The sequence below is a fragment of the Acinetobacter sp. GG2 genome, from assembly GCF_000292385.1.
GTDB lineage: Bacteria > Pseudomonadota > Gammaproteobacteria > Pseudomonadales > Moraxellaceae > Acinetobacter > Acinetobacter seifertii.
Genome location: NZ_ALOW01000020.1, coordinates 1 through 13,852, shown reverse-complemented (window position 1 = coordinate 13,852; position 13,852 = coordinate 1). Strand labels below are relative to the sequence as shown.

6 protein-coding genes and 1 other RNA gene are annotated in these 13,852 nt (G+C 37.1%); all 7 read left to right on the top strand.

Annotated features, from left to right (window positions below):
* The first annotated feature begins 217 nt into the window (after positions 1 to 217).
* The 7 genes from ggt (at position 218) to B554_RS0102125 (ending at position 13,681) form a co-directional block, all read left to right on the top strand.
* On the top strand, positions 218 to 2,200 hold the full coding sequence (gene ggt, locus B554_RS0102150) for a gamma-glutamyltransferase (RefSeq protein ID WP_019456812.1): 1,983 nt from the start codon (positions 218 to 220) through the stop codon (positions 2,198 to 2,200).
* 167 nt (positions 2,201 to 2,367) lie between these two features.
* Positions 2,368 to 2,726, top strand: a transfer-messenger RNA (tmRNA) gene (ssrA, locus tag B554_RS18410).
* 87 nt (positions 2,727 to 2,813) lie between these two features.
* Positions 2,814 to 5,090 carry a type I restriction-modification system subunit M gene (locus tag B554_RS0102145; protein ID WP_019456811.1) on the top strand — a complete coding sequence of 759 codons (2,277 nt, stop codon included), beginning with the start codon at positions 2,814 to 2,816 and terminating at the stop codon, positions 5,088 to 5,090.
* Positions 5,090 to 6,421 carry a restriction endonuclease subunit S gene (locus B554_RS0102140; RefSeq protein ID WP_019456810.1) on the top strand — a complete coding sequence of 444 codons (1,332 nt, stop codon included), beginning with the start codon at positions 5,090 to 5,092 and terminating at the stop codon, positions 6,419 to 6,421. The genes B554_RS0102145 and B554_RS0102140 overlap by 1 nt, the downstream gene beginning before the upstream one ends.
* Positions 6,418 to 9,675: a type I restriction endonuclease subunit R gene (locus tag B554_RS0102135; protein WP_019456809.1), complete on the top strand. Its 3,258-nt coding sequence runs from the start codon at positions 6,418 to 6,420 to the stop codon at positions 9,673 to 9,675. Before B554_RS0102140 ends, B554_RS0102135 begins: the two co-directional genes overlap by 4 nt.
* A 50-nt stretch (positions 9,676 to 9,725) precedes the next feature.
* Positions 9,726 to 12,392: an AAA family ATPase gene (locus tag B554_RS18320; protein ID WP_019456808.1), complete on the top strand. Its 2,667-nt coding sequence runs from the start codon at positions 9,726 to 9,728 to the stop codon at positions 12,390 to 12,392.
* Positions 12,392 to 13,681, top strand: a complete 1,290-nt coding sequence (locus B554_RS0102125; RefSeq protein WP_019456807.1) for an McrC family protein — start codon at positions 12,392 to 12,394, stop codon at positions 13,679 to 13,681. The genes B554_RS18320 and B554_RS0102125 overlap by 1 nt, the downstream gene beginning before the upstream one ends.
* Positions 13,682 to 13,852: the final 171 nt, after the last annotated feature.

Below are 13,852 nucleotides of genomic sequence, written 5' to 3'. Positions count from 1 at the left end.
AAAGAAATAAAACATGCCAGAATTGGGCAAATCAGTTATAAAAGAGTGTAATATCAAGCAAGGAGGCTTAATACAGGGCACAGGAAAAAACGCCCTTAAACATTCAATATTATAAAACCTTATTTTTATCAAAGATTAAAAAAACTTAATACCTGAAAACAAAGAAGCTTGCATGGCAATTGCATGGATAGGCAGGCGTATATATTGGAGTTATCACGTGAATAAAAGATATTCATTTTTGTTCAGTAGTTTATTAGCAGTCGGTTTATTACAAGGATGTGGAGATGATTCTTCAGATCAGCCCAAGGATGATTCAAATACAACCCCGCCCAATTTAATTGTAGATAATGACCCCACCAGTTGTAGCAAACTGGCACAAGACGGTTCAAGCGTGGTGGTCGGTTCAAACCAAAATGGTGACCCAGCAGCACCTGAGGGTGCATCGGGTTATAGACTCGGTAACACGGTTAAATACGCAGATAAATATATGGTGGTGGCAAACACACCACTTGCGGTAAAAGCGGGCTGTGATGTTTTAAGAGCAGGCGGTAGTGCAGTCGATGCAGCCGTAGCGGTACAAGCTGTACTGGGTTTAGTCGAGCCACAATCGAGCACCATTGCTGGTAGTGGTTTTATGATGTATTACGATGCCAAAACCAAAAAAGTCACTGCTTACGATGGTCGTGAAACTGCACCAGCCGCAGCCAACGAATATTATTTAATTCGCCAAGATATATATGACCCAAATTCACCAGCACCTGTACCAAGTGCCCGCCGTAGTGGTCGCTCGATTGGTGTGCCGGGTGTGATGCGTTTGCTTGAACAAGCACAACAAGAACATGGCAAGCTTGAATGGAAACAGCTTTTTGGTGAGGCGATTGGTTTGGCGGATAACGGTTTCCGCATTCCGGGCCGTTTGGCAGATGCAATTGCAAGTAATGCAAACAGCTTAGCGCTTGATGCAAATGCAATGGCAACCTATTTCTACACTGATGGTTCACCTCGTAAAGTCGGTGAGACTATGACCAATAAAGCCTATGCAAAAACCCTAGAAGCCCTTGCCGCGCAAGGCGCAAATGCGTTGCACACTGGTCCAATTGCCCAAGCGATTGTAACCAAAGCTGCACAACCATTTGGGGATGACCCAGCAAAAACTCCAATTACGCCAAGCTTGATGACCTTGCAGGATTTATCGAACTATCAGGTGAAAAAACGCGACCCGATTTGTACGACGTATCGTGACCGTTACTATGTTTGTACCATGCCGCCTCCATCTTCGGGAGGGATTGCAGTTGCACAGACGCTGGGTATTTTAGAAAATTTTGATATGTCGCTTTACCCACCTAAAAACTCTGAAAATGAAGGTGGTATACCTGATGTCATGGGTGTGCATTTAGTGTCTGAAGCTGAGCGTTTGGCCTACGCTGACCGTGACAAATATGTGGCAGATACTGACTTTATGGCTTTACCAGCACAGGGTATTGCAAGTTTTATTGATAAAAATTACCTGAAACAACGTGCAGCACTAATTAACCCGAACCAAAGTATGGGCGTTGCACCAGCGGGTAATTTCAATCCAGCTTCGGGTGTCGACACGACTGTTGAACACGGTACAACTCAGTTCACCATTGTAGATGCCTATGGCAATGTGGTTTCAATGACATCGACTGTTGAGTCGAGCATGGGCTCATTCCACATGGTGGATGGCTTCTTGTTGTCAAACCAGTTAACTGACTTTAGCGCGAACCCTTATGACAGCACTGGGGCACCAGTTGCCAACCGTGTAGAAGGTGGCAAACGCCCACGTAGTACCATGGCGCCAACTTTAGTGTTTAAAGGCACTACGCCAGATGAGTTTTATATGGCAACAGGTTCACCAGGTGGCGGCACCATCATTCAATATGTGGTAAAAACTTTGGTGGGTGCGCTGGACTGGAATTTAAATGCACAGCAGGCCACTTCACTTGTAAACTTTGGTGCGACCAATAGCCCAACGACCAATATCGATAGCTCCAATGTACAGCTTTCTCTGCTTGATTTGATTGAAGGCTTAAAGGCAAAAGGGCATGGCGTTGCCAACACTGCGCAAACCAGTGGTATTTCAACGATTATGAAAGTAAATATAAATAATCAGAATAAATACGCAGGTGGGGTAGATCCGCGCCGTGAGGGTATTGTTTTAGGCAATGGTGCTTTATAAGCCTATAGACCAAACTTTAAAAAAGCTGTCATTTTTGGCAGCTTTTTTATGTGGCCCTTGAAAAAAACAAAAGGGACTCAATTATGTAAATATGTTCATCAGTAGCAGACTGTTGATAAAATGCACAGCATTTTATTTTAGTTATGCTATGATGTTCAGACATTCATGGGGATGTTATTGGCTTCGACGCTGGTGATGAAACTCATAGATGCATGCCGAGAGCGCATTTTCTCTCGTAAATCAAATTTGCATATTTTAGTCGCAAACGACGAAACTTACGCTCTAGCTGCCTAAGGGCAGTTTGTCCGCTTCCTAGAATACTTGTGGTTTAGGAACCCGACCGTAGCGCACGCACACAAGTCCGTATAGAGTCAAGCCTCGGGGCTTTATACCAAACTTAGAGGATCGCAACTTGTACCCTGTTCGTCGGGTCACTTGGTGTTAAAACAATAGACGATATCTAAGCATGTAGTATTCTCGAGCGTAATGCTGGCGGACGCGGGTTCAACTCCCGCCATCTCCACCAAAATTCGAAAAGGCCCCAAATTTAATTATTTGGGGCCTTTTTATTGACCAATTAAAATTAACGATTGTACACAAGGTTTTAGTAAACATGACAAATACAAACTTTTCTCAGGTTGCTGCTTTTATTTGGTCTGTTGCTGACTTATTACGAGGGGATTTTAAGCAGTCACAATATGGGAGAGTAATTTTACCTTTTACATTACTACGCCGTTTAGAATGTGTGTTTGAGTCTAGTAAAACCAGTGTCTTAGAGGCAAATGAGAAAGTGAGGGCGATGCCTTTACCAGAAGAAGCAAAAGAAAAAATGCTATTAAAGGCAACAGAGGGCCTATCTTTTTTTAATACCTCAGAGCTCGACTTGAGTAGCCTAGGGCAAAAGAATATTCGAGCAAATCTTGGTAATTACATCCAACACTTTTCAAGAGATGCACGTGAAATTTTTGAACATTTTAAGTTTGATGAATTTACGGGTTTACTGGATGATGCAAACTTACTTTATAAAGTTGTTCAGAAATTTGCTTTAACCGATTTAAGTCCAGAAAATATTTCTAACCATGATATGGGCTTAGTATTTGAAGAGCTTATTCGACGTTTTGCTGAAAGTTCGAATGAAACCGCAGGGGAGCACTTTACTCCACGTGATATTGTACGCCTCACCACGGGCCTCATTTTTAGTCAAGATGATGATGCCTTAAATAAAGAGGGTGTGATTCGAACCATTTATGACCCAACTGCTGGAACAGGGGGGTTCTTATCTTCGGGTACGGAATATGTGTATGAGCATAATCCTGAAGCAGTGATGCGTGTTTTTGGTCAGGAACTTAACCCAGAATCTTATGCTATTTGTAAAGCAGATATGCTGATTAAAGGTCAAGATGTCCGTAATATTAAGCTCGGAAACACATTATCTAACGATCAGCTCACTTATGAAAAATTTGACTATATGTTGTCAAATCCGCCATTTGGAGTGGACTGGAAAAAAATCGAACAAGAAATTAAAGAAGAACATGAGCAAAAAGGCTTTGAAGGGCGTTTTGGTGCAGGCTTGCCGCGTGTGTCTGATGGTTCACTGTTATTCTTGATGCATTTGATTAGCAAGATGCGCGATGTGGATAGCACTGGTCAAGGCAGTCGAATTGGTATCATCTTAAATGGTTCACCTTTGTTTACAGGTAGTGCAGGCAGTGGTGAAAGTGAAATCCGTCGTTATATTTTAGAAGCAGATTTGCTCGAAGCGATTATCGCTTTACCAACCGATATGTTCTATAACACAGGCATTGCAACTTATGTTTGGGTACTGAGCAATAAGAAAGAGGCTGAGCGTAAAGGTAAAGTGCATCTCATCAATGCCGCCAACCTCAGTTCAAAAATGCGTAAGTCACTTGGTTCAAAGCGTAACTATCTAACAGAATCAGAAATTAAGACAATTACCCAAAACTATGGAGCGTTTGAAGCTGTAGATACACTGACTTTAGATGGTGAAAGTGAACAGCAAAAACCATTCTCAAGCAAAATTTTTAACAGCTATGAGTTTGGCTATCGCCGTGTGACCATTGAACGTCCGTTACGTTTATCTGCTCAACTGTCGGATGATCGCATTGCAACTTTACGTTTTGCACCTAAGCCATTTAATGCCGTGATGCAAAAAGTCTATGAAAGTTATGGCAAAGAGTGGACTGAAACAAGCTATGGGCAGTTGAGTGATGATGCTCAAGTTGAAATTCGTGCTCTGATCAAAGCTGAATTTAGTGAACTCAAAGAAAAAGATATTAAAACTGTACTTGAACCAAAACTCTGGCTTGAACAACGGGCTTTAATGCATAAAGCACAAAGCTTACAAACCAAGATCGGTACAGCACAGTTTGATGATTTTAATATCTTTGATGAGCTACTTAAACAGGCTTTAAAAGATGGCAATATTAAACTCGAAGCGAAAGAGAAAAAGCAGTTCTTGGATGCGGTAACTTGGAAGAATGTTGAAGCTGAACCTGTAATTAATAAAGTCATTAAAGCACAAGAAAACCCGCTATACGGTCAGTTTAATTACAAGGGTAAAGTGGTTGAGTTTGTTCAGGATGGCGATTTGCGTGATGCAGAAAATATTGCGCTTGATCCAAGCCAAAGCACCACCGATTTAATTGAGTCTTATTTTAAGCATGAAGTACAACCACATGTAGCTGATGCATGGATCAATGCTGATAAACGTGATGCACAGGATGGCGAGATTGGCATAGTCGGTTATGAGATTCCATTTAACCGTCATTTTTATGTGTATGAGCCACCACGTGATTTGGCGGAGATTGATGTGGACTTAGATGCAGTAAGCCGTGAAATTATGGCACTTCTTCAAGAGGTGCATTCTTAATGTCGAAGTATCAAAAATATGCTGAATATAAAGATTCAGAAATTGTATGGATGGGGAATGTACCATCACATTGGACATCCGAACGTTTTAAATGGCTACTTACTGAAAAATTAAAAACTTCAAACTGTGATTTGCCTGCAGGTTCAATTAGTTTTGGTGAGGTTGTATATAAAAATGAAGACAATCTTTCACCTGATACCAAAGCAAGCTATCAAGAAGTTTTAAAAGATGAGTTTTTAATTAATCCACTTAATTTAAATTATGACTTAAAAAGTTTAAGAACAGCTTTGTCAAAAATAAATGTCGTGGTTAGTACTGGCTATATTGTTTTACATTGCAATAAGTCTTTAGATAAAAAATATGTTCGTTGGTTACTTCATGAATTTGATGTATCTCATATGAAAACATTGGGGGCTGGTGTAAGGCAAACTGTTAACTTTTCAGATATTGCTAATAGTTATTTTTATTTGCCTACCAATATAGAGCAGAAGCAGATTGCTCATTTCCTCGACCATGAAACCGCAAAAATTGATAGCTTAATTGCCAAACAAGAAAAGCTGATTGAATTGCTTAAAGAAAAACGCCAAGCGGTGATTAGTTATGCGGTGACCAAAGGTTTAGATCCGAATGTAGCAATGAAAGATTCAGGTGTGGAATGGTTAGGGGAAGTACCTGAGCATTGGCGTGTATGTCGTCTTAAGCATGTTGGCTACATTCAATCTGGTATTGCAAAGGGTAAAGACCTCAAGGATAAAATATCAATCTCCGTTCCAATGTTGCGTGTAGCTAATGTTCAAGACGGTTACCTTAATTTAGATGAAGTTCATCAGATTGATATCGAACCAGAGCAGTTAGAAAGATATCTTTTGCAAAATGGCGATGTTCTCATGAATGAAGGTGGAGATAATGACAAATTAGGTCGAGGTGCTGTTTGGCGTAATGAGATAAAAAACTGTATTCATCAAAATCATGTTTTTGCTATTCGAACAACCCTAATTGAGCCTGAATGGTTGGATATTTTAACTAGAGCAAGTTACGCAAAATTCCATTTTTTTAGACAATCTAAGCAGAGTACAAACCTAGCCTCCATATCGGCAACTAATATTAAGGAAACACCGATATTAGTGCCACCAAAGAATGAACGTGAGCAAATACTTAGCTATCTAAATAAACAGTTTGATCGGTTTTCAAAACTGGAAAATAGATGTTATCAACAAATTGAATTATTAAAAGAACGCCGTACAGCACTTATCTCATCAGCTGTAACTGGCAAAATCGACGTTCGTCATTGGCAAAATTCTAATAAAAATAATAGGAAGTTAAGTGCATGAGATCGGATGCAACTTTAGAAACGATTTTTCAGAAAGATATTCTTGAACAAATGCAAAACCACGGTTGGCTGGTGGGTTCAGCGCAGGGCTACAACCGTGAAAAAGCCTTATACGACCAAGATGTTTTAGACTTTGTACAAAAGACCCAAGACTTAGAGTGGCAAAAATTTAAAAGTATTTTTCCCAATGATACAGAACGTCATTTTTTAGATACTGTGGTAGCACAGCTTAAGAAAGCTGATATTAACGCCACCGATATCGAATCTCGCAGTTACGGGACTTTGGGCGTATTGCGTCATGGACTGAAAACCCGTGGTACACGCTTTTCATTTTGCCAGTTTAAACCTGAACATGGTTTAAACCCCCACTTAAATGAAATTTATAAACAGAATATTTGTCGTGTTGTACCTGAGTTGGTGTATAGCCCATACGCTAACAAAGCCGAACTCGAAGCGACAGGTAAACAAGCAAAAAAATGGCGCATCGATTTAGTCCTGTTTATTAATGGCTTTCCTGTGGCAACACTGGAACTCAAGTCAGAGTTTAAACAAGCCGTGCAAAATGCTATGGCACAGTATAAAAAAACACGCCTGCCAAAAGATCCTGAAACCAATAAACCAGAACCGTTACTGACCTTTAAACGGGGCGCATTGGTACATTTTGCGGTGAGTCAGTATGAAGTCTATATGGCAACCCACCTTAATGGCGACCATACCTATTTCTTGCCATTTAACAAAGGCACCCAAGAACAAGGTGCAGGCAATGATGTCCCTGATGATAAAAATGAGTATGCAACAGGTTATCTATGGAATGAAGTTCTAACACCTGATAGCTTACTCAATATTATTGGTAACTTTATTCATTTACAGATTGAGGAAAAAGAAGATTGGGAAGGGCGTAAATATAAAAAAGAAAGCCTGATTTTTCCACGTTATCACCAATGGAAAGTCGTAACCAAACTGGTTGAAGATTCTTTGGCAGAAGGCACAGGACAAAAATATCTGATCCAGCACAGTGCTGGTTCAGGCAAGTCCAACTCAATTGCATGGACAGCACATCAACTGTCTAGCTTATACGATGCCAACAATAATAAAATGTTCGATTCAGTGATTGTAGTGACTGACCGAACAATTCTCGATGCACAGCTACAAGAGACGATTTATCAGTTTGAACATGCTGACGGTGTGGTCGGACGAATTAATAATAAAGAAGGTGATGGTTCCAAATCTGAAAAATTGGCAAAAGCTTTAGAGATGGCGCAGCCAATTATTATTGTGACCATTCAAACTTTTCCATTTGTACTGCGTGCTATTGAAAATAGTACCAGTTTAAAAGAACGTAAATATGCCGTAATTGCCGATGAAGCACATTCTTCGCAAAGTGGTTCAACTGCACGCCAGCTAAAAGAAACTTTGATGCTTGAGGAGCGTGATGAGGATGATCAACTCTCTTCAGAAGATGTGCTCGATGCGGTCATGGCTTCACGTAAAGGGAGTGAAAATTTAAGTTTCTACGCCTTTACAGCCACACCAAAAGATAAGACTTTGCAACTGTTTGGACGTTTGCCGAATCCTGAACTACCTCCATCCAAGACTAATAAGCCTGAAGCCTATCATGTCTATTCAATGCGCCAAGCGATTGAAGAAGGCTTTATTTTGGATGTCTTAAAAAATTATACCAATTATAAAGTCATTTATAAGCTCAAGCAAAAGATTGAAGAAAAAGACGATCAGGTTGATGCCAAGAAAGCTAAGATCAAACTCAATCAATGGGTACGTCTGCATGACCATAATATTTCTCAAAAAGTACGTGTGATCATTGAGCATTTTAAAAAGAATGTAATGGGCCTATTGGGTGGCCAAGCAAAAGCGATGGTGGTAACGAGTTCACGTAAAGAAGCTGTACGCTATAAGCAAGCCTTTGATAAATATGTGGCTGAACAAAATTATGCCAATATTCAAGCTATGGTGGCATTTTCAGGTGAAGTAGAATTTGCTGAAAATGATGCGGACAGTCGTCATTTACTTGGGCAAAAATTTACTGAAAGCAATATGAATTTGAACTTGAAAGGACGTGAAATGCGTAAGGCATTTGACAGTGATGACTTTCAGGTGATGATTGTGGCAAATAAGTTCCAAACTGGTTTTGATCAACCAAAGCTTTGTGCGATGTACGTGGATAAAAAATTGGGTGGAGTCGAGTGCGTACAGACCTTATCGCGTTTAAATCGTACCTATCCTGGTAAGGCTGAATCAGGCACATTTGTTCTGGATTTTTTTAACGAACCACAAGAAATCTTGGATGCATTCCAACCTTACTATCAAACAGCCGAACTGGCAGACGTTTCTAATCCTGATATTGTCTATGACTTAGCTGAGAAACTTAAAGCAGCACGTATTTTCCTCATGACTGAAGTTGAACAATTTGTTGATGCTTTCTATAGCAAAAATAAATCTAATGCTGCACTCGCCAATATCTGTAAACCTGCGATGCAACGTTGGCAGCAAAGCTATACGAAAGCAATTAATGATTATGATGTGACAAAAAATCGGTTGGAAATTACTAAGCGAACAGGCGAACCCGTTTTAATTGCCAATGCTGAAAATGAATTTGCCGAAGCGAAAAAAGCGCGTGATGCACTCGAAATTTTTAAAAAGGATTTAGGTAGTTTTACGCGCTTTTATGAGTTTATGTCGCAGATTGTAGAATATGACGATAAAGAACTCGAAAAAATCAGTTTATTTGCTCGTAACTTACGTCCTTTATTGCGTGAGCAAGCGGCTGATGAAGATGTGATTGACTTAAGTAATGTTGCTATGAGCCATTATCGACTCTCTAAGATTCGGCAACAGGATATCCAACTTAAAGCCAATAGTACTGAACATAAATTAGAACCAGCGAATGATTTGGGTACGGCAAAGCCAAAAAATAAAAATGAAGAATTTTTATCAGTCATCTTGCAGCGTGTAAATGAAGTATTTATTACCGATAAGCTGACAGATCAGGACATGATTAATTATGTATATACGGTAGCAGACAAGATGTCTGAAAACACTAAAATGATGAAGCAAATTGAAAATAATACTCGTGAACAAGCAATGTTGGGTGAGTTTGATAGTGCTTTAGATGATGCTGTTTTAGATAGTAATACTGCACATAATGAACAAACTATGCAGTTAATGAGCGATCCAGCTAAGATGCGCCAGTTTGCAAATATTATTTATGATGTTTTGGTAAAAAAAAATCATATTTAGTTATTTTAGAGTAAGGCATAAGTTGAGTTATTTAAATATTAGGGGAGATTATGGAAAAATTTACTTGGATTAAAACTTTTGAACAAATATCAGAGTGGTTGTTGAATTTTGAAAATAGACAGAGTTATTTGATTGAAATATTAGAAAAAATTGGAATTGAGGGTGGCCTTTTAGATTATGAATTGGAAGAAAAATACTTAGAAGTTAAAAATGAAAAGGATAAAGAAAAGAAAAAAGTACTTTCAGTCCAAAATACAGTTAAATTGAAGGAAATAGATCCTTTTACTTTTATCTCATTGATACTTAAAAACTCAAAATTTGAAAAATTAATTAAGTTGTTATCGAACTTGAAAGAGTTGATTCCTGAATTATACATACCATTAGATTTTAAAGGGGTTCCAACACCAAATCCACAAGGCTCATGGTTTTTTGCATATAAATTTGATAGAAAACCACATGATATTGCCATTTTATGGAGTTTATTTAAAGCAATTCATAAAGAAGAAAATATCAGCCAAAAATTTGATAATGCTTTAGATATTAAGTACACAGCTTTGGCGTCCTTATCTCAAATGTTATTTGTATTCTTTCCAACCAAATTTTTCCCTGTAGATGGTCAAACACAGGATTGGCTTGTTTCTCGAAACTTACTATATAAGAAAAAAACTAGATGGAAAGAATACTCAGATTTAATAAATACACTCAAGAATAATTATCGTGTGAATTTTGCATGTTTATCATATACATGTTGGTTTATTAATCAGGGAGATTTTAATAAGATAAAAGCAGAGGAATTACTTTCAGTAAGATTAAATAGAATTACAGAAGGTGTTGAATATATTAAAGGTTTTGTAACGGATGAAGGAAAACAAATTGCTTTAGAGGTAACTAATAAATCTAATTATTTTAATATTATTATTGAAGAAAAGATTCCGAATGACTTTAATTTAAAGTTCGAGTTTAAAAAGGTTGGTAATGCAAATTTAGAAAGACATGCTCCAAAGTTAGCAAACAGGGAAGTATGCGTTATTAGAACGCATGAAAAATTTAGTTGGTATGATTTTTTATTAGTTCTTGATTGGTATGAGGGCTCAAGTATCAACTCTGTATCACACGGAAATTTAATAAATAACAGTGAAGAAGCTAAAAATATGATTGTGTTAGATGAACCTCTAAATCAAATTCTTTCTGGTCCACCAGGTACAGGAAAAACTTATGCAACAACTGAATTGGCCGTTAAAATTGCAGTTCCAGAATGGTATGCATTAGTAGAAGATAACAATGAGTCTGACCGTCATTCAAAAATTAAAGAAAAATATGATGAACTAATTCAAAAGAATCAAATAGCATTTACTACATTTCATCAAAGCTTTGCCTATGAAGACTTTATTGAAGGCTTAAAAGCTTATATTCCGGAAGATCAAGATAAGATTGCTTATCAAGTTGAAGACGGTGTGTTTAAGCGTATGGCAATTGCTGCCACGAAATCACAAGGTATAAGTGATGAATTAGATATTGGATTAAACCAAGAGCCTACAATCTGGAAGATATCATTAGGTGAGCGTTGGGAAACAGAACGTAGACAGAAGTACTTTGAGAACGATCAAGCGCGAATTGGCTGGAGTAAAGTTGGAGATTTAAGGGAAGATCGTACAGAAAAAGAGCAAACCTATTATGATTCTCTTAAATCTAATACCCACTCTACCTTATATGATTTCAGTTCTAGAATAAAAATAGGTGATGTTGTTTTGTGTTTAAAAGACCAAAAAACCATCCAGGCTATTGGGATTGTAAAATCTGATTATTATTTTGATCCCCAGGAAGACGATGATTATTCACATGTAAGAGATATAAATTGGATTGCGAAAAATATAAATTTCAATATTTTTGGCTTAAATGATCAGACTAATTTGACCTTAAAGACTGTTTATGAATTATATAGGATGAATTGGTCTAAAATTACAGAAGAATTGAAAAATCAAGGTATTGTGATTGAAAATGTAACAACAGTAGGTGAGAAAATAAAGTCAAATCATAATTATGTTTTAATTATAGATGAAATTAACCGAGGTAATATTTCTAGAATTTTTGGTGAACTTATTACGTTAATTGAAGATGATAAACGGAGTGGTAAATCAGATGCACGTGAATTGACATTACCATATTCTAAAGAGCCATTTACTGTGCCTTCAAATCTTTACTTAATTGGTACGATGAATACGGCTGATAAGTCTTTAACACAACTAGATTTGGCATTACGCCGTCGTTTTGAGTTTAAGGAAATTGTACCGGACATTGATGTACTGGAATCAGCAAATCAATATGATTTCGATATAGTCCGGATGCTTGATAAAATTAATCAACGAATTCAATGTTTAAAAGGTAAAGATTTTCAAATTGGGCATGCCTACTTTATACCTTTGTGCAAAAAAATCTATGACGAGAAAACTTATATTGAAACATTGCAAAGAATATTGACGAACAAAATTTTGCCATTATTGCAAGAATACTTCTTTAGTGCTTTAGATCATATTGGTTTGGTATTAAATGATAATAGCCTAGATGAGCCGAGTAAGCGAATCGTAGTGCAAGGAAATCTAGAGGGAGAGCTTTTTCCATTCGCTGAAAAGCTACCTAAATTTAACCCACTATATTCAATAAGATTAAATAAAAATTGTTTTAAGTCTGTTGAGCGTATTAAGCAGATATACATGTAATGATGATAACAGTTACTGAATATGCAGAATTGCAGTCATATGATTTGACTGCAATTTCAGGAATTAAAAAAAGATATGTTAGTCAAGGTACATTAGATTGGCTCATTGAGAATTATCAAAATTGGATATCAGAGGATTCAGATGCTGAACCTATATTAACTGATTTTAGAAAGAATAGTTTCCGGTTGGGGGCTTATGTTGGTTATATTCAGAGTCCTTATAACGACGAACAGATTCAGATTTATCCTAAAATTGACATAGGTGATGGTTCGATAACTGAGTCTAGGTTGATCTTAAAAAAAATGCTCTCAGTCGTGTACGATTTGAATGCTAAAGAGCTATCAGAAGCTGAATTAGATCATCAAGAGTTGCCTCTTCATGAATGGATTATTTCTAGATTTTTAAAAGAATTAGAAGACTTGCTTCACATAGGACTTAAACGTGATTATGAGTTGGTTCAGGATGAGCAATGCTTTATTAAAGGGCGATTATTAGCTTGTAAACAGATGCGTAGAGGGCCTGGTCAAGAAGCTGTTTTTGATCTTGAATATGATGAGTTTTTATTTAATGGTATTGAAAATCAGTTAATAAAAACGGCATTAAATTATGTGCTTGAAATTACAAGAAATGAACAGTCATTACTTATGGCTTTTGATTTTTCTGTTTTACTAGAATCTATTAGTGAATCAATGAATCCAATTGATGATCTTAATAAATGGAGAGAAGATAGGCTGTTAAGTCACTATATAAAAATAAAGCCTTGGTGTGAGATTATCTTGTCCAGTATTAGCCCATCTTTTCAAGAAGGTAGTCATAAAGGAATTTCTTTATTATTTTCTATGCCACATCTCTATGAAAAGTATGTAGCTAAGTTGTTGAAAATTAAACCTGGGTTAAGATTACATATACAAACTAGTCAAAGAACATTAATTCAACATCAACCTATAAAAGAGAGGGACCAACACTGGTTCCGATTAGAGCCAGATTTGGCAATCAAGGATGGGTGCGAATTTAAAGTTATCCTTGATACAAAGTGGAAATTAATTAATCAATTACAGACATCTTCTCGTGATAAATATGGAATTAATCAAGCTGATCTATATCAGATGTTTGCATATGGTCATAAGTATTTGGATGGACGTGGGAAATTAGTTTTAATTTATCCTATGCATCAAAAATTTAATGAAATTTTACCTGTTTTTAAGTTTTCGGATGAATTGTCATTATTTGTATTGCCGTTTGATCTAAGAGAAGGTTATCTGGTTGGACAAGAGCTTATTGATTCATAGAAAATATTGCATGAAGGAGGACAGTAATCAGTACACTAGAATTTTAATTTATAAAAATAGTTAATTTAAAACATATGTTTAGAGTTTTTTTCAATTGACTCCATCGCCAAAATTTGAAAAAGCCCTGAAACGTAAGTTGCGGGGGGGGGGTCTTTTTAAGATTTAAATTAT